A 26,171-nucleotide genomic window follows, 5' to 3' on the forward strand; every position below is an offset into this window, starting at 1 on the left:
AACCAGAGCTTCAGCTCTGGTTTTTTTATGGTCTCACACTTTTTAGCTACAAAAAATAAAGGAGGCAGACTGCCTCCTTTATGATATTTAAATTCTGACTTAGTTAGAGAACAAGATAGATGAACCTTGGTTTAAACTAGTCAGCAATAATGTTTTTTCGTTAACGATATCAATACGTCGACTTTGCTGGGCTTCCATTTTTAGGAACTGCTTAATCATCGCAAGTTGCTCATGAGTAAACTCGTCCGATTGTGCCGTCGCAGTGTCTTTGAACTCTCGAGGTGAAATCAGTAAGTAGTTGTCACTGATAGTCCAAGCGCCTTTCTCAGAAATCTTAATCAAGGTGTGTTTTTCTGGATCGTTACCGTACAAGCGCATTGAAGATTCGCGGATATATTCACCACCTGGCAAATATTTTACGTTGGCCGACATTTCTAATCGGCTTAACGGGCCGATATCGGTATCTGGATAGTCACGGGCAGCAATGATACCTACCATGTTGGATTGCCATTCATTGGACGTTAGAACTTGCTCGATTTTTAAATCACTTCCCCAGTAAAGCCAAGCACTTAGAGCAGTAGATAGAGCAAGTAAAATAGCAGCGTATTTCATTTTCATCAGGACACTCCTTACTTGCACACTTTGCTTAAGTCTGATTGCTCAGTAAAAATACGCATTGTGCTATTTTCACCAGAGAATTCGACACTATGAATAAAGTTCAGTGCAATTTGATCACTCTGATCGCCTGTTACAATCACTTCTAGAGGCAACATGTCGTCGGTATGTGTTTCAATATACTTAGCAACACATTGCTCAATTTTTGGTTGCCAGCTAGAGACGTCAGGGTGGTTTTCAGGCGTCACAATCTTAACGCTTTCGACCATACCAAGCTCTTTAAAGCTTGATTGCGCTGGGTTGGTTACCATAAGCACAAGAATAGGTAGCAAAATTGCCACTACGACCATTGCCCAAACGGTTGGCGGTGTCTTTTCTTTTGGAGCTGGTGGGATCACTGGCTCTGAGTGAGGAACTGTTGACGCAGAGTTTGGCTCTTGCAGTTCTTTGGCAAGATCAACAACAGGAGCTTCGTTTATGGCTTCTGATGAAGCGACAGGCACAGAGCGCTCAACACTAGATATAAGCTGATAGCCACGCTTAGGCACCGTCTTTACAAATTGAGGTGACTTTGTTGGATCTTTCAGCATCTTGCGGAGCGTAGAAATAGCTTGAGTCAAGCTTGAGTCATCGACCTCAAAGCCTTGATCTCTCCAAACAAATTCATGAAGGTCGTTACGGGTCACGACTTCATTCGGTCTTTCAGCGAGTAGAAGTAAAATGCGACTTTCATTACTACCAAGACGGACTACTTCATCGTTATTGGTTTGATCGACTAAAGAGTTGCTATTAGGGTCAAAAATGTACTTTTGACCGAGTATAAACTTAGTGCCTATGTTACTCATTGCATTCTTCTTTTTAGTGCCGCAACGCGACAGATACTGATACTTTGGCACTGAATAATTGCAGGGCCAATTATAGGATTTTAGGATTTTTTTATAGTCAGGAGCAGTAGGATAATAAAAACCAATCAAAAAAACAGCATTTTTATGTTTTTTGACCTTGAATTTACAATCTTCATCCTCATTTCTTTAGCAGATTAATCATAGCAATAACGAGTTCCAGAAAATGTCGAAACTCGATATTAAATGTGTAATGGAGATAGCATGAGCACCGCTGAAACTAACAATAAAGAAACCCGTGGCTTTCAGTCAGAGGTAAAACAACTTCTTCACTTAATGATTCACTCTCTGTATTCAAATAAAGAGATCTTTCTAAGAGAGTTAATCTCGAACGCGTCCGATGCAGCCGATAAGCTGCGCTTTCAGGCGCTATCTAACGCTGACTTATATCAAGGTGACGCAGACTTAGGCGTTAAGTTGTCGTTTGATGCAGAGAGCAACACATTAACCGTTTCCGATAATGGTATCGGTATGACGCGTGATGATGTGATCGAACACTTAGGCACTATTGCAAAATCAGGTACAAAAGAGTTCTTTGCTAAATTGTCAGATGAGCAAAGTAAAGACTCACAACTAATCGGTCAATTCGGTGTTGGCTTCTACTCAGCGTTTATTGTGGCAGACGCGGTGACCGTACGCACGCGCGCAGCGGGCACGGCCGCTGACCAAGCGGTGCAATGGCACTCTGCTGGTGAAGGCGACTACACCATCGAAGACATCACTAAAGAAACACGTGGTACGGATATCATTCTTCACATGCGTGAAGAAGGTAAAGAGTTCCTATCTGAATGGCGTCTTCGTGATGTAATCAGCAAATATTCAGACCACATCGGCATTCCAGTATCTATTTGGACGCTTGAACGTGATGAAGAAGGTAAAGAGACAGAACAAGGTAAGTGGGAACAGATCAACAAAGCGCAAGCACTTTGGACTCGCAACAAATCTGATATTACCGATGAAGAGTATCAAGAATTCTATAAGCATGTGTCTCATGACTTTGCTGACCCTCTGCTATGGAGTCACAACCGCGTAGAAGGCAAGAATGACTACACTAGCTTGCTGTATATTCCAGCTAAAGCGCCTTGGGATATGATGAATCGCGATCATAAGAGCGGACTTAAGCTGTATGTACAACGTGTGTTTATTATGGATGACGCAGAACAGTTCATGCCATCTTATTTGCGTTTTGTCCGTGGTCTAATTGATTCAAATGACCTACCACTAAACGTTTCGCGTGAAATTCTGCAAGACAACAAAGTTACTCAATCGTTGCGTGGCGCATGTACCAAACGCGTGCTAACTATGCTTGAACGCATGGCTAAGAATGATGAAGAGAAATATCAATCGTTCTGGAAGGAGTTTGGCCTAGTACTGAAAGAAGGCCCAGCGGAAGACATGGCAAATAAGGAGAAGGTCGCTGGCCTGCTTCGTTTTGCGTCGACGGAGGTGGATTCTGCTGAACAAACTGTGTCTCTTGCGTCTTATGTTGAGCGCATGAAAGAAGAACAAGACAAGATCTATTACCTAACTGCGGATAGCTACGCGGCGGCAAAAAACAGCCCACACTTGGAGCAATTCAAAGCGAAAGGCATTGAAGTTATTCTTATGTATGACCGCATCGACGAATGGCTAATGAACTATCTAACCGAGTTTGACGGTAAGCAGTTCCAGTCTATTACTAAGTCGGGTCTTGATTTAAGTAAATTTGAAGACGAAGCGGAAAAAGAGAAGCAAAAAGAGACAGAGGAAGAGTTCAAGTCTGTGGTCGAGCGCACTCAAGCTTACCTAGGTGATCGCGTTAAGGAAGTTCGCACCACGTTCAAGCTTGCGACTACTCCAGCTGTTGTGGTTACCGATGACTTCGAAATGGGCACACAGATGGCGAAGTTGCTTGAAGCAGCTGGTCAGGAAGTTCCTGAAGTTAAGTACATCTTTGAAATTAACCCTGAGCATGAGTTGGTTAAGCGCATGGCAGACGAAGCGGATGAAGATGCGTTTGGTCGCTGGGTTGAAGTATTACTAGGGCAAGCAATGCTGGCTGAGCGTGGCTCTATGACAGATCCATCTCAATTCCTAGGTGCAGTGAATAAGCTTTTGTCTAAAGTCTAATAACCTTAGATTTATTTTGTGACTTAAAGCATAAAAATGAGCCCAATAGTATTGGGCTCATTCATTTTAAAGTGTGGTTTAACACAGAGTTAGCGAACTTTAGATGCTTGTTGGCTATTCTTTAGTCGTATTTCGCGCCAAGCAAAAGATTTCTGTGTTAGAATGCGCCGCACGCATAAACATTCAGATCTTTGTTGAGCAATGTTTATACATTCAGAATTCATCTTTATACCGAAACTTATCGTAAAGCAGCCACTAAGGTGAAGCCTTTCGCTGTGAGCTTCGGTATAAAATCTTTTTAAGTATAAGAGGACAAGTCATGCGCATCATTCTTTTAGGTGCTCCAGGTGCTGGTAAAGGCACACAAGCTCAATTCATCATGGAGAAGTACGGTATCCCTCAAATCTCTACTGGTGACATGCTACGTGCAGCAATCAAAGCAGGCACTGAGCTTGGTAAGAAAGCCAAAGCGGTTATCGATGCAGGTCAGCTAGTATCAGACGATATCATTCTTGGTCTAATCAAAGAGCGTATTGCTCAAGACGACTGTGAAAAAGGTTTCTTACTAGATGGTTTCCCTCGCACTATCCCTCAAGCTGATGGCCTGAAAGAGATGGGTGTAGACGTAGACTACGTTATCGAGTTTGACGTTGCTGATGATGTGATTGTTGAGCGTATGGCGGGTCGTCGTGCTCACCTAGCATCTGGTCGTACATACCACGTTGTTTACAACCCACCTAAAGTAGAAGGTAAAGACGACGTAACAGGTGAAGACCTAGTAGTTCGTGATGACGACAAAGAAGAGACAGTACGTGCTCGTCTAGGCGTTTACCACGATCAAACTGCGCCGCTGATTGCTTACTATGGTAAAGAAGCAGAAGTGGGTAACACTAAGTACCTGAAATTTGACGGTACTAAGCAAGTTGCTGACGTAAGCGCAGATATCGAAAAAGCTCTGTCTTAATTCGCAATTGTGAATCAAGTAAAAAAACGACCTTATTAGGTCGTTTTTTTTGATCCATGGATGGTCAGCTAGAGTATATAATCCGTTTAGAAATCAAATAACAACTAAAAGGAAGTCTATGAGCGGTTCGCTAAAAACAGGAGTTTTGCTGGTTAACTTAGGTACGCCTGATGAACCTACAGCAAAAGGAGTGAAAGCGTTCTTACAAGAATTCTTGCATGATCACCGCGTTGTGGATATGAATCGTTGGCTTTGGTGCCCTATTTTGCACGGCGTCATCTTGCCTATTCGTTCGCCTAAAGTCGCTAAACTGTATCAATCAGTATGGATGGAGCAGGGCTCACCCTTGATGGTGTACTCTCGTCAACAAGCCGACAAACTGGCGCAAGCACTAAATATGCCGGTTGAACTTGGTATGAGCTACGGCAATCCTTCTCTTAAAGATGGGCTCTCAAGATTACTAGACCAAGGGGTTGATAAGGTCGTGGTACTGCCACTTTATCCTCAGTATTCAGGGACGACGACTGCGGCTGCATTTGATGGTATTGCCAAGGCTTGTAAATCTATCTCAACGCTTCCTAGCATTTCATTGGTACGCGACTATCATGACAACGCCAGATATATCAAAGCGCTAGCCAATTCGGTGCGAGCGCATTGGGAGCAGCACGGGCGCGCGGATTACTTGTTGTGCTCATATCATGGCATTCCAAAACGCTACGCTGATAACGGTGACGTCTATCCTCTGCATTGTGAAGCGACGACGAAGCTTCTGGGTGAAGAGTTAGGCCTAGATTCGTCGCAAATAGGAATGAGCTATCAGTCCATTTTTGGTCGTGAGGAATGGTTACAACCGTATACGGAACAGACGTTAAAGCAAATGCCAGATAAAGGCATTAAATCGCTGGATATTATCACACCGGCATTCTCGGTGGATTGTTTAGAAACACTGGAAGAAATCGCGGTGGAGGCGAAAGAAACCTTCATAGAAGCGGGTGGCGAAAGTTATCGTTATATTAGCTGTCTTAACGATTCGCAGGAACACATCGACATGATGGTTGAATTGGTTCAGTCTGCTTAATGGCTTGTCTTAATTAAAGAAGGGTCAGACATTCAATGTCTGACCCTTTTTAGTTATTAAGCTTATTCGTTTATTAAGCGAGTTGTGCTTGTTGCTCTTCTACTTCTTGAGCCTTGCTAATGCCGTTAGACTCGGCACCGTGCATCCATTTTACTAAGGTACTTGAGAACACGAGTAAAATAACACCACAAATGACGGCCGTTGCGGCAATGCCGCCAAAGATAGCCATTGCACCTAGTTCACCAACGTGTGAACCAATAAGGCCAGCCACATAGTTTGCAATCGCATTGAAACCGAACCATGCACCCATCATAAGTGATGCAAGGCGAAGCGGTGCCAATTTTGTCACAAGTGATAGGCCGATTGGAGATAGGCAAAGCTCACCTAATGTGTGGAAGAAGAACGCACCCACTAACCAAAGCATAGAGGTTTTAACCGCAGTGTCGCCGCCTTGCTCCATCACTGCACCAACCATACAAAGGAAGCCAAGTGCTAGGAAGAATAGTGCTAGAGCAAATTTAACTGGAGAGTTAGGTTCACGCTTACCAAGTTTCACCCAAACTGCCGCTAAAACAGGAGCAAGAGTAATAATGAAGAACGGGTTTAGCGATTGGAACCAAGCTGCTGGTACTTCAAAGTCACCAATCATACGGTCTGTATATTGCTGCGTGTAGATGTTCATCAGGCCACCAGCTTGTTCAAAACCAGCCCAGAAAACGATAACAAATAGACCCATGATAAGGATAACTTTAAGACGATCGATCTCTTCTTTAGTTAATGGCGCTTTTGTTTTTGAGTTGTTCAGTGCTTTTGCACGAGCAGCCGCAGGCACGTTACCGATTTCACCTAACCAAGATTTCGCCATAGTAAGCTGCATGATTAAGCTCAGCACCATACCAATACCAGCAACTACAAAACCTGCTGACCAACCGAATGAATCGGTTGCTGAACCCACAACGATACCCGCTAGTAGTGCACCTAAGTTGATACCCATATAGAAGATAGTGAAGGCACCATCACGACGGTTGTCGCCTTCTTCGTAAAGGTCACCAACCATGGTTGAAATGTTTGGCTTAAACATACCGTTACCAGCGATAAGAAGTGCCAAACCACCATAAAATAAGTGCGCATTAGGCTCGCCTGATGCCGCAGCAGCCAGAGTGAATTGACCCGCTGCCATCAATACACCACCAATGATGATAGATTTTCGTTGGCCTAGGAAGTTATCGGCAATGTAACCACCGATTAGCGGAGTGATGTAAACAAGTCCAGTATAGATACCATAGAGATCTAGAGCATCTTTAGTGGACCAGCCCATACCGCCATTCATAGTAGCATCAGTTAAGAACAGAACTAGGATGGCACGCATTGCGTAATAGGAAAAACGTTCCCATAGTTCGGTACCGAACAATAGAAACAGGCCTCGTGGGTGGCCTAGGATGTTGTGCTGTGCTGTCATAAGTTTTACTAATTTTAGTTATCAAAGAATATAATGTGCCAACTTGTATACATGACCAAATTAATAACTGCAATAGCATTGATTAATAGATATTGTGAATAAAATGTTTAACACAATGAAATGTAAGTAAATTTTTCAGGGATGGTACGAGAAAAATGTGCTGCAAACTAACATTTCATTTTTTGTTAACTCGCAATTATTAGGAATATTCCTCTTTACTATTCGATTCATTAATTGAACTTTAGAGAAAGACCGCAAATTTAGTGATACGATGTAGGTAATTAGAAACATTATGCAGTGAAAATGAAACGTTGGTATTTGCTTTATTGTAAGCGCGGAGAACAAGCTCGCGCGAAAATGCATCTCGAAAATCAAGGCTTAGAGTGCTACTACCCAGAGATCTCGGTAGAAAAAATATTGCGTGGCAAACGACAGAATGTGAAAGAGCCGCTCTTTCCATCCTATGTATTCGTGAAGTTTGATTATGAGGTAGGACCTTCTTTCACTACCGTTCGCTCGACACGAGGTGTGGTTGATTTCATTCGTTTTGGTGCTCAACCAAAAGAGATCAATGGTGATCTGATTTTTGAATTAAGATCGATGGTTCATTGTGATGAGCCAGATTGCGCTGACCTTCCTGACAAAGGGGAATGCGTGAGAGTGATTGGTGGTCAGTTTGCGGGCATTGAAGCCATTTTCCAAGAGGCTGACGGCGAGGCGCGTTCTATTATGTTAGTCAATTTGATTAACAAACAAGTCCCAGTAAGTATCGACAATAAAGATTTGGATATATAAAAAGAGCCTCAGCACTATGCTGAGGCTCTTCTTTAACATCGGGCTATTACTACCGACTAGTTGTTGCTGTGTAGCTCGCTGTTTAGCTCAACCGCAGTCTTATTGGTTAGACATTCGATTTGACCAGTCACAGAATTGCGACGGAATAGTAGGTCTGGCTTACCTGCAAGGTCACGTGCTTTGACGATTTCTACTTCTTGACCAGAAGCATCAAGCATACGTACTTTAGAACCCGCTGTAACATACAGACCAGACTCAACAGTACAGCGATCACCAAGCGGGAAACCTAGACCAGCATTCGCGCCCAGTAATGAGTTCTCACCGATAGATACCACAACCGTGCCGCCACCTGACAGTGTACCCATGATAGATGCACCACCACCAATATCAGAGCCGTTACCAACGACAACGCCAGCAGAAATTCGGCCTTCAACCATGCTAACGCCTGTCGTGCCTGCGTTAAAGTTGATGAAGCCTTCATGCATAACCGTTGTACCTTCACCAACATGTGCGCCAAGACGTACACGAGAAGTGTCGGCAATACGAACGCCAGTTGGAACCACATAGTCCACCATTTTCGGGAACTTATCGACGCAATCAACCGTTAGTGTTTCGCCCGCAAGGCGAGCCTCGATTTGGCGGTCAGCCAGCTCTGGAAGGTCGATAGCACCTTGGTTAGTCCACGCGATGTTATGAAGCAGACCAAAGATGCCGTCTAACACAGTGCCGTGTGGTTGAACCAAGCGGTTAGAAATCAGTTGTAGCTTCAGGAAGCCTTCTGCAACAGATTGTGGCTTCTCGTCAGTGGCAAGAATAACGATAACTAATGGTTGAGAAGAGTTTGCTGCTTTTTCAGCGAAAGCTGCGTTTTGTGCATCGTCGTTTGAGGCGAATGCTGTCGCTAATGCAGCGCTTTGCTCTGCAGTTACTTCAATCGCTTGGTTACCGTCTGTGTAACCTGCTACTTCAGCAATGGCTGAGACCAGTGCATCACTTGGATTTAGACGTGGATGTGGGAAAAACGCTTCGATGATTTTACCGTCGCGGTTTTTGGTTGCGCTGCCGAAAGCAATTGAATATGCTGCCATGACTCTCGTTCTCCATGTATAGAATTGTCCAAAAGTCGCGCCAAACTGCAGCGACTTGGTGTAATTTGTTGGCAATCATCTTATAGAGTGACAGGATGTGATGAAAGGGCAAAAATGGCAAAAGTCTGTAAAACGATACCCTTTGTCTTTTTAGCGATAGTTTTGTCTAATAAGAAATAGTCGATACTAGAGACAAAAAAACCAGCAGGACCTGATTGGCCGTTGCTGGTTTATTGATGAGAAGGGGAATACTAAGGTAAGCGATTTATGCTGCAGCCTCGCTATCATCCTCTTCCACAGGCTCAACCACTTTTGGTTTCTTTGGTGTCGGTTTGCGTTTAGCACCCAGAGCATAAAGCACTTCTTCTTTACGTTGAGCAAGGAAAAGGGATAGCTCTTCCTGTTTTGCTTCATCTTCAATGAGCTCACTTTCGCCTAGCAGTGAGAATAACTCGTCTGCCATATCCAACATTTTGTCATAAGCGTCAGCTTCAGCTTTAGAGGTAAAAGTCATCTTTTCTTCTCCGTTGCGTTCCACCACGTACTTGACGATTACAGCCATGGTCAATCCTCTAATATGTTAATTTTGAAACGTGTAATACTGTCTGTTTATACAGATGCGAGATCCGCTTGTCCAGTCGGCGGGTCAAAAGTGAGAACTGATTGCCTATTTCCTATTCATGCAAGACTAGGCTTTATCCCACACCTGACAAAAATCGATAAAGTTCTTAAGCAGCGGGCTCTGATATTTCTCTTTATGAACTAATACCCAGAACCGTCGCTTCATATCCAGCGCAACGGGAAGTTGTTTGATACGACCGTCATTAATCGCTGTTTGTGCGGCAAGTTTAGATAAACACGCGAGACCTAATCCCGCCGATACGCAGTTAATGATCGCTTCTGTGGTATTCAGCTCGAATGCTTCGTGCCATACCTCTATTCTTGGTGCAACCGTTCTTAAAAAAAACTCTCTTGTGCCGGAACCCGGTTCTCTCAATATCCAATCGCTGTTTTCAAGCAAGGACAAATCATTCATATCACTAGTTGCTAGTGGGTGATTGACCGAGGAGACGATACACATTTCATCTTCACTAAACTGAGTGCTATTAAGTTCGGGATGCAGCGTTTTACCTTCAACCAAGCCAATATCTAACTCATAATCGATGAGCTTTTGGCAGATCAACGCTGTATTGGAAATAAACAACTGTTGCGCTTTATGTTGGTGTTGCTGGCGAAAATCACTCAATAAAAACGGCGCTAATTGATTACCAACGGTATCACTGGCGCCAATGCGTAGTTGCCCGCGATAACTTTGCTCATCGCTAAATAGAGATTCTATGTCGCGACTTCGACTAAGCAGTTCATCGGCGAGAGGGAGTAACTTCTGACCCTCTTGATTGATCACTAAACGGTTATTTACCCGATCAAAAAGAGCATGGCCGATTTGCTTTTCTAGTTCACTTAACGACATACTCACCGCCGCTTTTGAGAGAAACAGTGTTTCCGACGCAGCAGTGAGAGTTTGATGCTGAGTGACGGCTACGAAGACTTTAAGTTGCTTAAGCGAGATATGTGGGGTCATGTTTAGTTTATCTGAACGTTAGTTTAATTTTAATGGATATACCTAAACATAAGGCAGAGTTAGAGTAAGCGCAACACATTAATTGAGGCAGCTAATAATGATTGCGACCGTGAAAAAAGCACACTACAGAGTTAAAGGCGCACCTACACCAATGGCAGGGTTGGCTTTAGGTATCGCGAGTCTTGGCTGGTGTTGGGAAAATGCACTGGAACTGCATCATGGCGCACAGTGGATGGGCGCGGCCATCGCGAGTGTATTACTTGTGATTTTGGCTTACAAATTTTTATTTCATAACCACCTATTAAGAGAAGACCTAGCACACCCTGTTGTGGGCAGTGTTGTTCCTACGTTTGCAATGGCCACTATGGTGGTCTCTCACTCAGTTGGTCAGTTTTTACCAAGACTCGGTGATGGTATCTGGCTAGTTGCTGTAGGCTTACATATCGTGTTCCTAGCAAGCTTTGTTTATCACCGTAGTCGTGATTTCGAATTACACCATATGGTGCCAAGCTGGTTTGTACCACCTGTTGGTATTGTGGTTGCGGATGTGGCGTTCTCTGGTAATCCAAATCTGCAATGGGTAGCAAATGGTGCTTTGTACTTTGGTCTAGGTGTGTACGCAGTGATGCTTCCTACCATGATTTATCGTTTGATTTTCACTCACGAAATTCCAGACGCAGCTAAACCAACATTAGCGATTATGGCAGCGCCAGCGAGTCTCTCACTTGCCGGTTACCTAACCGTGGCAGCAGAGCCTTCACCAGTGATACTTGCACTGCTATTCGGTATTGCAGTACTGATGACGATGATTATCTATTTAGCGTTCATTAAATTGCTTCGTTTACCATTTAGCCCAGGCTATGCAGCATTTACTTTCCCAATGGTTATAGGTGCAACAGCCCTGTACAAATTGGTAGCTTGGATGGGCGCTCACGGAATATCAGAGAGTGCGATTCAGCAAGTTCGAGTGCTAGCCAATATTGAGTTAATTGTGGCAACGATTGTTGTAAGCTACGTAGCGGTACGTTACTTAATGGCTTATCTACCTAAACCTTCACATCAAACAGCGTAGGGCTTCAAGTAAATATTAGAACTGAAGTTAATGTGTTAATCTTGAGTGAGGACAATTAGTTAAAGGCGCGCGGCAACGTGTTCACCGTTTATCACTCAAATCAAATCGATGTATTGAAATCTCTACTGGTGCAATTAATCAAGATTGACCCACTAGATAATCCATTCGAAAAAGAACAGATTCTTGTGCAAAGCCCAGGTATGTCACAATGGCTGAAAATGGCGCTGGCACAAGAATTTGGCATTGCTGCCAATATCGACTTTCCACTTCCCGCGACGTTTATTTGGGATCGATTTGTTCAAGTGTTGGATGAGGTGCCCAAGCGCAGTGCATTCAATAAAGAAGCGATGACATGGAAAATCATGCATCTGTTACCGCTTCATCTCAATGACACAGACTTTGCTCCGCTCGCTCAGTACCTTTCCGATGATGCCGATGCCTCGAAACGCTATCAATTGGCTGAAAAAATCGCCGATATCTATGACGGCTACTTGGTTTATCGACCAGAGTGGATAGCGGCATGGGAAGCGGGGGAACCTGTCGTTGAACTGGAAGATCAGCAGCCTTGGCAACCTAAACTATGGCAGGCGTTGTATGATCATACGGTAGCGTTAGGTCAGTCACCTTACCACCGTGCTAACCTCTATGAACACTTTATTGATGCCTTAACACACAATGTGGATGTGAAATCGCATGGTCTAGATAGGCTGCCCAAGCGCTTATTTGTTTTCGGCATTTCTTCTTTGCCCCCGAGATACTTGGACGCCCTTAAGGCGCTCGGGCAGCATATTGATGTGCATCTGATGTTCACCAACCCTTGTCGTTATTACTGGGGTGAAGTGCGTGACAGAAAATATCTGTCCAAGCTTGCCGCCAATAAGCGCAAGCATTTACAACAAATTGCCGATGTGGCGCATTCTGGCGATATGTCGATGGTGGAGCAGCTTAAAGGCTCCATCGAGCAAAATATCGAAGATGAACTGCATATCTCTGAAGTTGGCAACAGCTTACTGGCATCTATGGGTAAGCTAGGTAGAGATAATCTCTATCTCCTCTCACAGCTAGAGTCAAACGAGATAGAAGCATTTGTTGATATACAGCGAACTACGCTGTTGGAAAATATCCAAGCGGATATTTTGAACTTAGAAGAACACCAAGATGATCAGCTATTGCTAAGTTCTCAACATAAGCCAACCATTTTGCCTCAAGATCATTCACTATCTTTACACGTTTGCCACAGTCCAATGCGTGAAGTGGAAGTGTTGCATGATAACTTGCTAGCGATGTTTGATCGTAACCCCGATCTCAAGCCGCGTGATGTGATTGTCATGGTAGCCGATATCAACGCCTATAGCCCTGCGATTCAGGCGGTATTTGGTAATGCTTCCGGTGAGCGCTACATTCCATTTTCGATATCGGACCGAACAGCAGACAAAGAAAGCCCATTATTGAATGCTTTTAACCTATTATTGCAGTTACCTGAGTTGCGTTGTTCCAGTAGTGAGTTGCTTGAATTGCTTGAGGTACCTGCCATTTTGCAGCGATTCAATATCAGTGACAGTGAATTTGCTACATTAAAACTCTGGGTCGAAGAGGCTCAGATACGTTGGGGTTTGGATAACCACACTGCCAGTGAGTTCGATTTACCTGAATTTGAGCAAAACTCATGGATGTTCGGTATTTCTCGAATGCTGGCCGGGTATGCTATTAGTGAACAAGCTGGCTTGTTTGAGTTTGAGCATGGCACCATTGCGCCTTATGAGCAGACTCAAGGTATGCAAGCCGAAAGTGCAGGCAAACTGGCACAGTTTATCGATACCATTACCAAGTATCGTGGATTGCTTGCCAAATCCGCACCAATAGATACATGGCAAACCAACATAAATGCCTTGTTGGATGATTTCTTTGATGTTGATCTAGAAGGTGAAGTGGTTGTAAAAGCGATTCGTGACACGCTTTCTGGTCTCAAAGAACAGCTTCAAGATGCTTGCTATAGCGAACCACTTGCACCTCGCATTGTACGCCAATATTTTATCGATAAGCTATCGGGATCACGAGTCAGTCAGCGCTTCCTTGCTGGGCAAGTCAACTTCTGTACCTTAATGCCAATGCGCTCGATACCATTTAAAGCTGTGTGTTTGCTTGGTATGAATGACGGTGTTTACCCGAGAAGTGTTCCACCTGAAAGTTTTGACTTAATGACAGGTCGCACCAAACCGGGAGATCGCTCTCGTCGAGATGATGACCGCTATCTATTTTTGGAAGCCTTATTATCGGCACAGCAACAGCTTTATATTAGCTACGTTGGGCGCTCTATTCAGGACAACACTGAGCGAGTACCTTCGGTATTAGTATCAGAGCTGGTGGAATATTGTGAGCAAAACTACTGCTTGCAAGGAGATAGTGAGTTAAGCGTGGATGAGTCTGGAGCCAAACTTCGCAACAGTTTGGTTCAGGAATACGCGATGGTGCCGTTTAGTGCTTCTCATTTTAAGTCCGCACACAGCTATCAAAGTTATGCCTCCGAGTGGCTACCCGCTGCTTTGCAGCAGCTAAGTAATGTGAGGTTTGACGGTTCAGAGCCATTTACGCTTGAGCCTATTGAACGTGCCGTCGGCAGTGTTGTTGAGCTGGAACTTACCGAGTTGCAGCGTTTTTGGCGGTTGCCCGTTCAATATCTATTCAACCGCAGGCTTGAAGTCAGTTTTGATTCACAGCAGTTTACAACCGAAGACGATGAACCCTTTGCGCTTAATGGATTAGAGAGCTTTGTATTGCGAAAAGAGCTACTTGATTTCTTTACTAAATCAGAAGACGGCACTGACTTAATAACGGCATTTAAATCCGAACAGAAGGCGCAAGGCTATCTACCTATCAATCACTTTGGTGATTTGGAATTTGCATCGAACGTGGCGCAAACTGAAGAACTCGCTAAGGCCGTGAGACCGTTGTCGAATAGAGCACTGGACGATACCGAAATAAACCTGCAATTAACCTTAGGTTCGAGCGCCATTAAGTTACAAGGTTGGGTCACGGGTATTTATGCCTCAGGCTTGCTTAGATACCGTAGTGGGCGTTTGCGTTCTAGTGACTATTTAAGTGCGTGGATTGACCATCTAGCACTGACCCTCGCAGGTCAACCAGCAGCGACCCATATGCTGGCCTACGACAAAAAAGAAGGGGTAGTACATCGTGTCTATCCTCAACTTGATAGTGTTCAAGCAGAACAGTATATGAAGCAATTACTTGAGTTGTTTCTTGGTGGTTTGGATAAACCTCTAGCCTATTTCCCTGAATCGGCATTAGCAGGTATCGAGGCAAACTATAGTCGAGGCAGCTGGACTCCGAACGATGAAAAGATGTTGAGTAAAATGGAAGCTCGATTTATCGGTGGTTATATGCAAACGGGAGAACGCGAGAATCCTTATATTTCTAGAGTCTGGCCTGAATGGAGTGAAGTGCTTGCCAATGATCTCAAGTTAGTCTCGCAGCTCGTGCTAGAAGCCCCAAGAACCCTAAGTATGAATGCTGAAGAGTACTATTCTCATGAATAGGGGAAGTTTCGTGAATTTGGGAAGGCTGCGTGAGCAAGAAAGGGGGCGGCCGCCAGTATTTTTATAGTGTGTAGGGAGATTGCTGTGCGGCCAAGTAGGTCAGAGGGACCAGTTTCTAGGGCGCATAGTAGTGGGAGCAGATAATGAATTCCGTGAATGCGATCGCACCCTGTATAAATGATAGTTTCATCTTATTGATAGAATTAAAGAATTAAGCGTTGGATCACACAGTTGAGTTTAAACACCATGTCACAGAGCCATGAACCAATAGCGTTAGACACCATGCAGTTTCCATTGCACGGTGCAAGATTAATAGAAGCGTCAGCGGGTACTGGTAAAACATTTACCATTGCGGGCCTTTATTTGCGCCTACTTCTCGGTCATGGCAGCGACCAAAGTCGTCATAAACAGCCACTAACTGTCGACCAGATCTTAGTCGTAACGTTTACTGAAGCGGCAACGGCTGAGCTTAGAGATCGTATTCGCGCTCGAATTCATCAGGCTCGAATTGCTTTTGCGCGCGGTGATAGTGACGACCCGGTCATTAAACCTCTTCTAGATGACATCACAGATCATCGCTTTGCGGTAGATACTTTGCTTCAGGCAGAACGTCAAATGGACGAAGCTGCGGTGTACACCATCCACGGTTTTTGCCAAAGAATGCTGACACAAAATGCGTTTGAGTCTGGATCTCGATTTAATAATGAATTCATCACCGACGAAAGCCGACTAAAAGCTCAAGTGGTCGCAGATTTTTGGCGCAGTCAGTTTTATCCGCTAGGGTTGGAGCTTGCAAGTGAAGTCCGAAAGCTATGGGCGACGCCAAATGATCTACTCAAAGTCATTGCCAATTACTTGACTGGCCCGGCGCTGTCGCTAACAAATGTCGATGCTTGTAGTGACATTACCCAGCTTCATGCACAGAATTTACAGCGAATCCGAACCCTTAAGTCGGAATGGCTAGCGGTCGCTGACGACATTGTTGGTTGTGTGAGTCAATCGGATGTAAACAAACGCAGTTACACTAAAAAGTCACTGCCGACTTGGGTTGAGGCGATTACTGATTGGTCTAAACAAGAAACATTGGACTACTATCTACCAACGCAATTAGAAAAATTCGCTCAAAACGTTCTCACAGAAAAAACGCCTAAAGGCGACGCGCCAACGATGACGATCTTTACTGAGATTGAAGCCTTCTTAGCACAGCCACCTGAGCTCAAAACCTCGTTGTTGGCATTGGCTATTCAGCATTGTCGTCAGCGATTGGCTCTAGCTAAGGAACAAAAGCAATGGCTCTCATTTGATGATTTGCTGACCCATTTGTCGGCGGCTTTGGACAGCGAATCTGGTGACAGTCTGGCGGAAAAAATCCGAACACAATTTCCGGTTGCGATGATCGATGAGTTCCAAGATACGGATCCGCTTCAGTATCAGATATTTAGTCATGTGTACTTAAGTCACGCCGACTGTGGTTGGTTTATGATTGGTGACCCGAAACAGGCGATCTATGGATTTCGTGGCGCTGATATCTTTACTTATATACAAGCTCGAAACCAGGTACAAGACCACTATACGTTAGGTACGAATTGGCGTTCCAGCGAGAGCATGGTCACTGGCGTTAATGCACTGTTTAAACAGGCAGATTCGGCTTTTCTTTACGATGATGATATTCCGTTTCATGCTGTCAATGCTAGCCCTAAAGCGAGTAAAATGCAGTGGCAGTTTAACGGTGAACATCAAGCGGCAATGCAGTTTTGGCTCCAAGACGCGGAATCCCCCGTTGCTAAGAGTGAGTATGTACCAACGATGGCAGCTGCCACCGCTCAGCACATCAAACAGGTATTAACCCAGTCCCAAACCGGTAAAGCAGCGCTGATTAATGGTGACAACAACGAAGCGATTGAAGCGGGCAATATCGCAGTGTTGGTGAGAACTGGTAGTGAAGGTCAGTTGATTAAACAGGCCTTGGCTGAGCGCGGTATCGCTAGTGTTTATCTTTCCAACCGTGATAGCGTTTTTACCAGCGAAATAGCTGATGACTTACTGCGTTTGATGCTGGCAGTTTGGCATCAAGACGATGAAAGAATGCTAAAAAGTGCGTTAGCCTCCCAGCTATTTGCTCTGCCTGCCGTTCAACTGGACAGCCTCAATAATGATGAAAATCTCTGGGAACAAGTGGTTGCTGAATTTCGTGACTATCGCCAACAGTGGATATCGCGCGGTATTTTACCAATGCTGCGTTCAGTATTGTTTAAGCGAGAAATCTCCAACCGATTGTTGTCTACTGATGGTGGTGAGCGATTACTTACCGACTATCTCCACTTGGGCGAACTGCTGCAAGCAGCAAGACAAGATATGGAGAGCGACAGTGCATTACTACGTTGGTTGGGGCAAGCGATAGAGGATGCCAAGCAAGGATTAGGCTCTAGTGATGAGCATATTCAGCGTTTAGAGTCAGAGCGTAATCTCGTTCAGATTATCACTATTCATAAGTCAAAGGGTTTGGAATACGACTTGGTTTATTTGCCGTTTGTGGTGAGTTATCGAGAAGCGATGGAAGCCAAGTATTATGATGCCGAAAGCCAATCATCGGTACTCGATCTACGTCAATCATCAGCCTCTATGGCACAAGCCGATAAAGAGCGGCTTGCCGAAGATTTGCGCCTCATCTATGTGGCATTAACTCGTGCAGTTTATGGTTGTTTTATCGGGATGGCGCCACTGAGAAATGGCCGCTCAACCAAGGAGCCAACTGGAGTTCATCACAGCGCAATAGGGCATCTAATCCAAAATGGTCAAGAAATGGGAGTGAGCGAGTTAAGTTCTGCGCTCAATCAGCTTGCCAATGCTTCTCAAGCTATCGCTATCACAGAGGTACCAGAACTTGATGAGGAGCGTTATCAAGAGTTGGCGCAACCGACCGAAGAGCTCGTCGCTAAAGCTCAATCAATGGCCATTGATCGTGACTGGCGAATCACCAGTTATTCAGCCCTTGTAAAACAGAGCCATCATAGCAACGATAGTGAGGTGTTTATTGAAGCATCTGGACTTGATATCGATTCATCCGAAGAGCACGAAGTCGACGTGTTATTGGAACCAGAAAAAACCATTTTTCATTTTCCTAAAGGGGCGCGTCCCGGCACGTTTTTACATACCGTGTTTGAAGAAATCGAATTTACCGAGCCCGCGACATCACTACAAAATAGCGAGGTTATTCGACAGCTTCTCGAGCGAGAGCAATACGATGCAGAATGGTTACCGGTGATTCAGCAACTTGTCGATCAGGTCATGAATACGGCGTTAGATGGTGAAGCGCTGTACTTAAGGGATAAGGACTCTACGCAACGTTTGGTGGAAATGGAGTTTCTGTTGCCGATTGAAGTGCTTGATGCGGTGTCATTAAACCGTGTTATACAACGCTACGATGCGTTATCCGCTAAGGCGAACGAACTGGGCTTTTACACCGTTAAAGGCATGCTTAAAGGTTTTATTGACTTAGTGTTCGAACATCAAGGTAAGTACTATGTGCTCGACTGGAAATCTAACCATTTAGGTGATGAAGCAGAGCATTATCAAAAACATCAACTCGATAACGCTATGGTTGATCATCGCTATGATCTCCAGTACCAAATTTATGCACTAGCGCTGCATCGCTTCTTGAAAACCCGTATCTCTGATTACGATTATGACCAGCATTTTGGCGGCGTGTTTTATCTCTTTTTACGTGGTGTTAGGCCCGACTCTGACTCCGGTATTTTTAGTGCTAGGCCCGACAAAGCCATGATAGAAGCATTAGATGGGCTTATTTCAGGAGAGTCTTTGCAATTAGATGAGACAAATGAGCAAATGGGGTTAGGATTCTGATGGCAATGGTATTAAAAAACTTCTCCGAATGGGTCACGTATCTAGCGGAAAAAAATGTCTTGAGACCGCTGGATTTTCAGTTTGCGAAGTTTATCTCTTCCATTGAGCAACAGCATCGAGATCCGTTGATGTGGTTAGCTGCGGTTACAAGCTACCAATTAGGTCAAGGGCATATTTGCGTCAACCTTGATGCAGATGAGCAAGTCTCTCTGCCGATGCCAAGCTTGATCGGTTTGTACGGTGAAGCTGCTGAGTCGCTAGAGTGCATGGTGAGTCAAGTCGATTGGCAAAAGGTAATGACGGAGGCGTCTACGGTTACCTGTTTGTCTCCAAACGACATTATGACATCGGCGGTCACGCCATTGGTTTGGCAGCAAAATAGATTATATCTACAGCGTTATTACTACTTTGAACAGACGATCGCTACTCGCCTCCATGCCATGGCTGAACCGATTTCCATTGAGAGAGATGCGCTGCAAAGCGTCGCAAAGATGTTAGATCGCCTATTCACGCGTGAGTACCACTATCTTTATTCCGCTTTGTCTGCTCTACCCGCAGAGCAGAATAATCAGGTTATGCGCCAGCAAGTTATCTGCGATTTTCTCGATGTGGTTAAGCCGGAATCTATCGATTGGCAATATGTTGACGATATAGTCACGCAAGCGACAAACGTAAAAGCACTTCAAGGTTTGGATGATGCTATTCCATTATCTCTGTGTTTAAACTGGCAAAAAGTGGCAGCCGCAGTTGCGCTTACACGTCGCTTCGCTGTGATATCAGGCGGACCTGGTACTGGCAAAACTACGACGGTAACTAAGTTGTTAGCTGCGATGGTACATCAGGCGAATCAAGCCGGTGAATCACCTTCAATTAAGCTGGTGGCGCCAACGGGGAAGGCGGCAGCTCGTTTGACGGAATCCATAGGTAAAGCGGTAGACTCGTTAACTGTGGAGCCAGAAATTAAGCAGCAAATTCCAACGGAGTCAAGCACGCTACATCGCTTACTCGGTGCAATCCCCGGTCGCGTTGAGTTTCGACATAACAACGCTAACCCATTGCATTTAGATGTGTTGGTTCTCGATGAAGCGTCTATGGTGGATCTGCCGATGATGCATCGTCTATTGGATGCGTTACCGGCGCATGCTCGACTTATTCTTCTTGGAGACAAAGACCAGCTAGCCTCAGTGGAAGCCGGAGCAGTGTTGTCGGACATTTGTGACTTTGCTCAGTTTGGTTACAGCAGTCAGCAAAATGATTTGATTCAAGCGTTAACACAGTTTGATTGCCGATTAGCTGGCAAAGTGGAATCCTCAAAATCCGCCTCTGCATTGGTTGATAGTTTGTGCGTGCTACAAAAAAGTTATCGTTTTGATGCAAGGTCTGGCATAGGTCAACTGGCTAAGCAAGTTAACTCGGCAAATAGCTACGGTTTTGATCAGGTCTGGAACAAAACATTTGATGATATTGAATGGCTAGCCTTAAGTGCGGATAGCTATCAACAGTTAGTTGATAAGCTAGTACGTACTTACAAAGATTACCTGACGCTATTGGTGCGCGCCAATCCGCAAGGAGAAGAACTGCAAAGTGCTGAAACGTTGTCATATTGGCAGCAGCGTTTGGCGAGAGAGGTGCTCTCCAGTTTTGCCCAAAGCCGGTTGTTGTGTGCGGTTCGTGAAGGCGATTTTGGAGTTTCAGGGCTTAATCAGCGAATCGAAAAACGTCTAAAGCAACGCGGGCTAATTTCTCGCGGTGACGAGGCGTGGTATATCGGCCGTCCTGTGATGGTGACGAGAAATGATCATGGTCTTGGCTTATTTAACGGTGATATAGGCATTTGTATGTGGGACCATTGCGCTGAGACACCAAGGCTGAAAGTATTTTTTGAATTGCCTGATGGTAGTATTAAGTCTGTGCTGCCGAGCCGTATGCCTGAGCATGAGACAGCTTATGCGATGACGATTCATAAGTCTCAAGGCAGTGAGTTTTCTCATACGTTTATGATTTTACCAGCCGACTTCTCGCCCTTGTTGACTAAAGAGCTTATCTATACTGGCATTACCCGAGCGAAAAAACAGTTCACTTTGGTGGCTGATCAACGAGTCGTGAATCGAGGTATTCGCCATAAAACTTTACGACATAGTGGTTTAGCGAAGCGGTTAGCGAACTAAAGCGTGAGAATAGAATGAGGGGATACAGTGAGTGGTTTTCCACCATCCATGGCGGTAGATGCCCAAAGCCTTTAGTTAAAGACTTCTGAATACGTGATTTGGTTGATTCGATACTGTTGTTGGTAAATCTTCATTAGAGATTTTACCTTGTCAGTTACCGGAAACACGCAATGGACATTGTGTCCTTCTAAGAACTGGTTTTCAGCCATATCCCAGAAGCTCTGAATGGAATTGCAAATAACTGTACGCATAGATGTCACTCTTAAAGTTGTCGTGGCACACCTAGCTATCCTTGCATTCCCCAAAAAGCGCTATGTATTTGGGAGTCCCATCACAAAAATGCCTGTGATTTGAGCGAATTTTAGACAGTAATCTTTGAGAAGTAAAATAATTTGTGAATTTTATTGATAGCAATCGATTTCATAAAATCGACGGCTATCGAGCTATTATTAAACTGCTACAGACAATATCTTTGATTTGCGCTGTAGGTTGTACAAATCTTGTTTTGCCATTGGCAAGGACTCTACACCGATCTCTAAGAATCCTTGTTCTCTAAACCAGTGCAAGCTATGAGTGGTTAGCACAAAAATCTGCTCTATCCCTTTCATCTTTGATTGTTGTTTCATGTGATTGAGTAATAACACGCCACGGTTGCCATCACGATAATCGGGATGAATAGCGACACAGGCCATTTCCGCCATCTTTTCATGTAGATATGGATAAAGTGCCGCACAGCCAATGATCAACCCATCTTTTTCTATGATGGTAAACTGATGGATTTCCTGCTCTAGTTGCTCGCGCGAACGACGAACTAAAATACCTTTTTCTTCAAGCGGGCGAATCAAATCAAAAATACCGCCAATATCATCAATATCTGCCTGTCGAACTTGTTCGGCACTGGCCATGACTATCTGCGTTCCGATACCGTCAAGAGAGAATAGCTCTTGTATCAATGCGCCATCAATTTTATAGCTGATAAGGTGACAACGAGGAACGCCCGCGCGACAAGCCGACTGAGCGCCACGTAAAAAACGTAGCGTACCGCTGCTTTCACCCTCGTTAACGCGTTCTTTATCCTCGAACTGCTCGATAAGTTGATTGACCTCGGCAGGGAATAGTTCTGCAATAGCATTTCCATTTTCATCCAACACGCCTTGCTCGGAACAAAAACCAATTAATTTATCGGCATTTAATTTTATTGCGACTTGGGTCGCCACTTCTTCTGAGAGAAGGTTAAAAGTTTCGCCTGTGACAGAGCCGGCAACTGGGCCAAGAAGTACAATAGAACCTTGATCGAGTACTTGGTTGATTCCTTGGATATCGATACGACGGACTCGCCCACTGTGACAGTAGTCGATGCCATTATCGACTCCAAGAGGTTGCGCGATAACGAAGTTGCCACTGATGACGTTAAGTTGATTGCCTGCCATAGGAGTATTATTAAGGCTCATAGACAGGCGAGCGGTGATGTCGAGTTGCAATCTTCCCGTCGCTTGCATCACGTAATCGAGACATTTTTCCGTCGTGACACGTGTTCCCTTGTGGTAAGGACAATGGCAATCATTTTGCTCCAGTAATTGGTTTATCTGTGGTCTCGCGCCGTGGACGAGAACCAGTTTGACACCGAGGCTGTGCAGTAAGGCAATGTCGCTGACGATATTGGTGAAGTTTTTATCGGAAAACGCTTCGCCACCTAACATAATGACCATGGTCTTGTTACGGTGTGCATTAACATAAGGTGTGGACTGCCTAAATCCTTTAACTAAGGCGGTACTACGAATCTTCACGCGGCTTACTCTTGGTTTATTTATGTTGAAATAATGACTTTTTATTCAGTGTTGCGCAAGGTTTAATTTGCGCAGTTTAGGTGATGAGTTGCATGATTGGATTTGCAGTGACAATATGTCGCTGTCGATAAATGGTAAGGCTTGGTATGAGTAGCGGTAAGCAAAGCGGTGCAGTCGGAATCAAAGCAGTACCGGCAGCTAGACTAAAACCCAATAAGTGGTTGGAACGAACCTTAATCGTGCTGGCGTTAGTCGGTAGCTTAGCAGTATTAGGATTATATCAAGACTTGTATGACCGTTATCAATCTCATGCGAATCCAAAACAGGCCGTGTACGGTGTTTGGTATGAAAGAGATGCGGCTCCTTTTGCTAGAGATTCCTTCGAGCTTACTCCTGATAAAGTGGTTATCGATAACCGAGTAGTTGCGACAGACTTTGAGCTTACTCGTGATGAATTGTCATTCTATGTTGGTCCTACCTTGTATCGTTATCACATTCTTAATGAAGCTAAAACGGAATTGAGGCAATTATCACCGACTCATTACAATCCCATCTTTGTTTTGTCAGGAAAACACAAAAACAACCTACTATAACGTTCGGTTTTATTGCGCTTTTTTAAAGAGTTTGCCATCCTGAATGCACCACAAATAAGGGATGACTAACTTGATCAAACGTATTCTGCCTCTCGCCTCTGTATTGCTCGTATTTGGCTGCGCACAAACTGACCGCGCTCAGCAATATCAAGATGGCGAATTTACCAAACTGCTTAACAAGACCGAAGTTATCGAGTCGAACCAACCTAGAAACTTCAACTCTTTTGCAAGTCAGGCAGATGAAGTGATTAAGAAGTCGCCGTCGATGGCTAAAATCTATCAGCCTTTGTATGAGCAACTAGAGGCGTGGGCGATCCAAAGTGGCGATCCAGCGCAACTGGCAAATTTTGGTGTGCAAGCGGCCCAATTAGGTGGCGGCGATAACAAAGGTAATGTGTTATTTACAGGCTATTTTTCGCCAGTGATGGAACTGCGTCACAAGCCAGATGAAACCTTCCGCTATCCGGTCTATGCCTTACCAGATTGTTCGCAAGACTGCCCAACTCGAGCTGAAATCTACGGTGGTGCGCTTAATGGTCAAGGTTTAGAACTTGGCTATGCAAGCAACTTGATTGATCCATTCATTATGGAAGTGCAGGGTAGTGGCTTTGTTCATTTTGAAGATGATGATACGCTCGAATATTTCGCCTACGCCGGCAAAAACAACAAGGCATACGTGAGTATCGGACGTGTGCTTATTGAACGCGGTGAAGTACCAAAAGAAAAGATGTCGCTTAAAGCCATCAAAGATTGGGTGATGCAGCAAGATGAGCAGACCGTGCAAGAGCTACTAGAGCAAAATACCTCGTATGTGTTCTTCCAGCCTCAAGATGCCGCACCGGTGACGGGTACGGCTGGCATTCCATTATTGCCAATGGCGTCGGTAGCGGGTGATCGCTCAGCATTTCCAATGGGAACACCAATCCTCGCAGAAGTACCGCTGTTGAATGCGGATGGTACGTGGAGCGGTGCCCATGAATTACGTCTATTGATTGTGCTTGATACCGGTGGGGCGGTAAAAGGAAACCACTTCGACCTATATCATGGGATGGGTGATTTTGCAGGTACACAGGCTGGTCACTATAAGCACTTTGGTCGAGTTTGGAAGCTTGGCCTAGAAAACTCGGCGACAGAGAGTCCATGGGCATTGCCACCTGAGAAAAAGTAACATTGAGAAAATAGTACGAGCGTGTTTCGTACATAGTTGACCTTTTTACTAAGAGTGCGTATAAATCGCACTCTTTCTTTTTTCTCCGAGACAAGTTAGGTAACCCATGCGAGAACTTAACCAACCAGCTTCTGATAGCTACAATCAAAGATTTGGCGGCACGCGCAGACTATACGGCAACAGTGAGGTCGAGATCTTACGTGCGGCGCATATTTGTGTGGTAGGAATTGGTGGTGTGGGTTCATGGGCGGTTGAAGCGCTTGCAAGAACTGGCGTGGGTGAGCTGACTCTTATCGATATGGATGACGTTTGTGTGACCAACATTAATCGCCAAATCCATGCGATGTCAGGTACTGTTGGTCAGAGCAAAATTGAAGTTATGGCTGAGCGGGTAAAATTGATTAACCCCGAATGCAAAGTTAATTTGATTGATGACTTTATTACAGCAGACAATGTCTCGGAATACATCAGTAAAGACTTTGACTATGTACTGGATGCCATTGACAGCATTAAACCTAAGGCAGCGCTATTGGCCTACTGTCGTAGCAACAAAATCAAAGTTGTGACCACTGGTGGAGCTGGTGGACAGACCGATCCAACACAAATTATGGTGGCGGATCTGACAAAAACGATTCAAGACCCGTTAGCTAAGAAACTCAAAGACACTTTGCGTCGTCATCACAACTTCAGTAAGAACCCTGCACGTAAGTTTGGCATTGACTGCGTATTTTCTACGGAGCAGCTTAAATACCCTCAAGCTGATGGTTCTGTCTGTGGAGTGAAGTCCACGGCGGAAGGGCCAAAACGTATGGATTGTGCAAGTGGTTTTGGCGCGGCTACGGTAGTGACAGCGACATTTGGCTTTGTTGCGGTGTCTCGTATCGTTGAGAAGCTTATTCAGAAATACGCGCAGAAATAGAGGCAGCTTATGTCATCAGATAACAACAACCCATTTGGATTTGAAATCAACGCTCAAGATGTTGTTGAGGCCATGGCTCAATTGAAAGGCTGGGAAGACCGCTATCGACAGGTTATTCAGTGGGGTAAGAAGTTGCCAGTATTGGATGCATCTCTCAAGCAGGATCAGGTTCTAGTTGCTGGCTGCGAAAGCTCAGTATGGTTAGTACTGACACAGCAAGAAGGCAAATGGCAGATTCAGGCAGATTCTGATGCGCGAATCGTTCGTGGCTTGATCGCTATCGTTTTGGCAGCTTTCAATGGTAAAACATCGGAGCAAATATTGGCGTTCGACTTGGATGAGTATTTCGCACAGTTAAACCTCATCAATCATCTTAGTCCGTCTCGCGGTAATGGCTTGAAAGCCATTGTTGACGTCATTAAGTCTAAAGCGTCAGAGTAATTGATTATAAATA

Annotated in this window: 20 protein-coding genes; 12 read left to right on the forward strand and 8 right to left on the reverse strand. The window is 44.7% G+C overall.

The genetic code is table 11. The features are described from left to right. Nucleotides 1-99: 99 nt before the first annotated feature. Nucleotides 100-618 carry a regulatory protein ToxS gene (locus tag OH456_RS21510; protein WP_006071076.1) on the reverse strand — a complete coding sequence of 173 codons (519 nt, stop codon included), beginning with the start codon at nt 616-618 and terminating at the stop codon, nt 100-102. Nucleotides 619-629: 11 nt separating this feature from the next. Further along, nucleotides 630-1,460, reverse strand: coding sequence for a winged helix-turn-helix domain-containing protein (locus tag OH456_RS21515; RefSeq protein WP_006071078.1), 831 nt, complete (start codon nt 1,458-1,460; stop codon nt 630-632). Nucleotides 1,461-1,721: 261 nt separating this feature from the next. Between OH456_RS21515 and htpG the strand changes: the two genes are divergently transcribed. The 3 genes from htpG to hemH all read left to right on the forward strand — a co-directional run bounded on the left by htpG (nt 1,722) and on the right by hemH (nt 5,668). Then, nucleotides 1,722-3,626, forward strand: a complete 1,905-nt coding sequence (gene htpG / locus OH456_RS21520; protein ID WP_006071080.1) for a molecular chaperone HtpG — start codon at nt 1,722-1,724, stop codon at nt 3,624-3,626. Nucleotides 3,627-3,945: 319 nt separating this feature from the next. Further along, nucleotides 3,946-4,590 (forward strand): adenylate kinase, encoded by a 645-nt coding sequence (gene adk / locus OH456_RS21525; protein WP_270034234.1) that lies wholly within the window; start codon nt 3,946-3,948, stop codon nt 4,588-4,590. A gap of 118 nt (nt 4,591-4,708) precedes the next feature. Next, nucleotides 4,709-5,668, forward strand: coding sequence for a ferrochelatase (gene hemH / locus OH456_RS21530; RefSeq protein WP_006071084.1), 960 nt, complete (start codon nt 4,709-4,711; stop codon nt 5,666-5,668). 73 nt (nt 5,669-5,741) lie between these two features. Here the strand turns inward: hemH and OH456_RS21535 are convergent, their stop codons facing one another. Further along, nucleotides 5,742-7,127: a peptide MFS transporter gene (locus OH456_RS21535; RefSeq protein ID WP_006071085.1), complete on the reverse strand. Its 1,386-nt coding sequence runs from the start codon at nt 7,125-7,127 to the stop codon at nt 5,742-5,744. Nucleotides 7,128-7,430: 303 nt separating this feature from the next. Between OH456_RS21535 and rfaH the strand changes: the two genes are divergently transcribed. Continuing rightward, a complete protein-coding gene (gene rfaH, locus OH456_RS21540; RefSeq protein ID WP_006071087.1) occupies nt 7,431-7,922 on the forward strand; it encodes a transcription/translation regulatory transformer protein RfaH in 492 nt (163 codons plus the stop codon). A 56-nt stretch (nt 7,923-7,978) separates the two neighbouring features. Here the strand turns inward: rfaH and dapD are convergent, their stop codons facing one another. From dapD to OH456_RS21555, 3 genes are all read right to left on the reverse strand, one after another. Then, nucleotides 7,979-9,010: a 2,3,4,5-tetrahydropyridine-2,6-dicarboxylate N-succinyltransferase gene (gene dapD / locus OH456_RS21545; RefSeq protein WP_124940157.1), complete on the reverse strand. Its 1,032-nt coding sequence runs from the start codon at nt 9,008-9,010 to the stop codon at nt 7,979-7,981. A gap of 265 nt (nt 9,011-9,275) precedes the next feature. Beyond that, nucleotides 9,276-9,572 carry a YebG family protein gene (locus OH456_RS21550; protein WP_006071091.1) on the reverse strand — a complete coding sequence of 99 codons (297 nt, stop codon included), beginning with the start codon at nt 9,570-9,572 and terminating at the stop codon, nt 9,276-9,278. 126 nt (nt 9,573-9,698) lie between these two features. Beyond that, nucleotides 9,699-10,592, reverse strand: a complete 894-nt coding sequence (locus OH456_RS21555; RefSeq protein WP_006071093.1) for a LysR family transcriptional regulator — start codon at nt 10,590-10,592, stop codon at nt 9,699-9,701. Nucleotides 10,593-10,689: 97 nt separating this feature from the next. Between OH456_RS21555 and OH456_RS21560 the strand changes: the two genes are divergently transcribed. From OH456_RS21560 to recD, 4 genes are all read left to right on the forward strand, one after another. After that, entirely contained in the window at nt 10,690-11,664 is a 975-nt protein-coding gene (locus OH456_RS21560) for a TDT family transporter (RefSeq protein ID WP_006071095.1), read from the forward strand. Between the two features lie 77 nt (nt 11,665-11,741). Then, nucleotides 11,742-15,218: an exodeoxyribonuclease V subunit gamma gene (gene recC / locus OH456_RS21565; RefSeq protein WP_270034236.1), complete on the forward strand. Its 3,477-nt coding sequence runs from the start codon at nt 11,742-11,744 to the stop codon at nt 15,216-15,218. A 246-nt stretch (nt 15,219-15,464) separates the two neighbouring features. Further along, the gene (gene recB, locus OH456_RS21570) at nt 15,465-19,082 is read left to right on the forward strand and encodes an exodeoxyribonuclease V subunit beta (RefSeq protein WP_270034273.1); all 3,618 of its coding nucleotides are present in this window, start codon (nt 15,465-15,467) and stop codon (nt 19,080-19,082) included. Continuing rightward, nucleotides 19,082-21,250, forward strand: coding sequence for an exodeoxyribonuclease V subunit alpha (recD, locus tag OH456_RS21575; RefSeq protein WP_270034237.1), 2,169 nt, complete (start codon nt 19,082-19,084; stop codon nt 21,248-21,250). The genes recB and recD overlap by 1 nt, the downstream gene beginning before the upstream one ends. Before the next feature lie 71 nt (nt 21,251-21,321). On the opposite strand, the gene OH456_RS21580 is transcribed toward recD, so the two are convergent. Together OH456_RS21580 and argA are read right to left on the reverse strand one after the other, a co-directional pair. Further along, a complete protein-coding gene (locus OH456_RS21580; RefSeq protein WP_006071100.1) occupies nt 21,322-21,501 on the reverse strand; it encodes a hypothetical protein in 180 nt (59 codons plus the stop codon). Nucleotides 21,502-21,699: 198 nt separating this feature from the next. Continuing rightward, nucleotides 21,700-23,037 (reverse strand): amino-acid N-acetyltransferase, encoded by a 1,338-nt coding sequence (gene argA / locus OH456_RS21585; RefSeq protein WP_038222242.1) that lies wholly within the window; start codon nt 23,035-23,037, stop codon nt 21,700-21,702. A gap of 146 nt (nt 23,038-23,183) precedes the next feature. On the opposite strand from argA, the gene OH456_RS21590 reads away from it, so the two are divergent. From OH456_RS21590 to csdE, 4 genes are all read left to right on the forward strand, one after another. Next, nucleotides 23,184-23,630 (forward strand): DUF2850 domain-containing protein, encoded by a 447-nt coding sequence (locus OH456_RS21590; RefSeq protein ID WP_006071103.1) that lies wholly within the window; start codon nt 23,184-23,186, stop codon nt 23,628-23,630. A gap of 70 nt (nt 23,631-23,700) precedes the next feature. Further along, complete coding sequence (gene mltA / locus OH456_RS21595; protein ID WP_038222258.1) at nt 23,701-24,798, forward strand: murein transglycosylase A; 1,098 nt, start codon at nt 23,701-23,703, stop codon at nt 24,796-24,798. A gap of 106 nt (nt 24,799-24,904) precedes the next feature. After that, on the forward strand, nt 24,905-25,717 hold the full coding sequence (tcdA, locus tag OH456_RS21600) for a tRNA cyclic N6-threonylcarbamoyladenosine(37) synthase TcdA (protein WP_006071107.1): 813 nt from the start codon (nt 24,905-24,907) through the stop codon (nt 25,715-25,717). A gap of 9 nt (nt 25,718-25,726) precedes the next feature. Beyond that, nucleotides 25,727-26,158 (forward strand): cysteine desulfurase sulfur acceptor subunit CsdE, encoded by a 432-nt coding sequence (gene csdE / locus OH456_RS21605; protein ID WP_124940153.1) that lies wholly within the window; start codon nt 25,727-25,729, stop codon nt 26,156-26,158. The last annotated feature ends 13 nt before the right edge of the window (nt 26,159-26,171 follow it).

Origin of the sequence: Vibrio sp. La 4.2.2, assembly GCF_027586995.1 — a bacterium.
In the GTDB taxonomy this organism is placed as follows: Bacteria; Pseudomonadota; Gammaproteobacteria; order Enterobacterales; family Vibrionaceae; genus Vibrio; species Vibrio mediterranei.

Coding starts and splice junctions, on each gene's coding strand:
- OH456_RS21510 (WP_006071076.1), bottom strand. CDS start 618: ATGAAAATGAAATACGCTGCTATTTTACTTGCTCTATCTACTGCTCTA.
- OH456_RS21515 (WP_006071078.1), bottom strand. CDS start 1,460: ATGAGTAACATAGGCACTAAGTTTATACTCGGTCAAAAGTACATTTTT.
- htpG (WP_006071080.1), top strand. CDS start 1,722: ATGAGCACCGCTGAAACTAACAATAAAGAAACCCGTGGCTTTCAGTCA.
- adk (WP_270034234.1), top strand. CDS start 3,946: ATGCGCATCATTCTTTTAGGTGCTCCAGGTGCTGGTAAAGGCACACAA.
- hemH (WP_006071084.1), top strand. CDS start 4,709: ATGAGCGGTTCGCTAAAAACAGGAGTTTTGCTGGTTAACTTAGGTACG.
- OH456_RS21535 (WP_006071085.1), bottom strand. CDS start 7,127: ATGACAGCACAGCACAACATCCTAGGCCACCCACGAGGCCTGTTTCTA.
- rfaH (WP_006071087.1), top strand. CDS start 7,431: ATGAAACGTTGGTATTTGCTTTATTGTAAGCGCGGAGAACAAGCTCGC.
- dapD (WP_124940157.1), bottom strand. CDS start 9,010: ATGGCAGCATATTCAATTGCTTTCGGCAGCGCAACCAAAAACCGCGAC.
- OH456_RS21550 (WP_006071091.1), bottom strand. CDS start 9,572: ATGGCTGTAATCGTCAAGTACGTGGTGGAACGCAACGGAGAAGAAAAG.
- OH456_RS21555 (WP_006071093.1), bottom strand. CDS start 10,592: ATGACCCCACATATCTCGCTTAAGCAACTTAAAGTCTTCGTAGCCGTC.
- OH456_RS21560 (WP_006071095.1), top strand. CDS start 10,690: ATGATTGCGACCGTGAAAAAAGCACACTACAGAGTTAAAGGCGCACCT.
- recB (WP_270034273.1), top strand. CDS start 15,465: ATGTCACAGAGCCATGAACCAATAGCGTTAGACACCATGCAGTTTCCA.
- recD (WP_270034237.1), top strand. CDS start 19,082: ATGGCAATGGTATTAAAAAACTTCTCCGAATGGGTCACGTATCTAGCG.
- OH456_RS21580 (WP_006071100.1), bottom strand. CDS start 21,501: ATGCGTACAGTTATTTGCAATTCCATTCAGAGCTTCTGGGATATGGCT.
- OH456_RS21590 (WP_006071103.1), top strand. CDS start 23,184: ATGAGTAGCGGTAAGCAAAGCGGTGCAGTCGGAATCAAAGCAGTACCG.
- tcdA (WP_006071107.1), top strand. CDS start 24,905: ATGCGAGAACTTAACCAACCAGCTTCTGATAGCTACAATCAAAGATTT.
- csdE (WP_124940153.1), top strand. CDS start 25,727: ATGTCATCAGATAACAACAACCCATTTGGATTTGAAATCAACGCTCAA.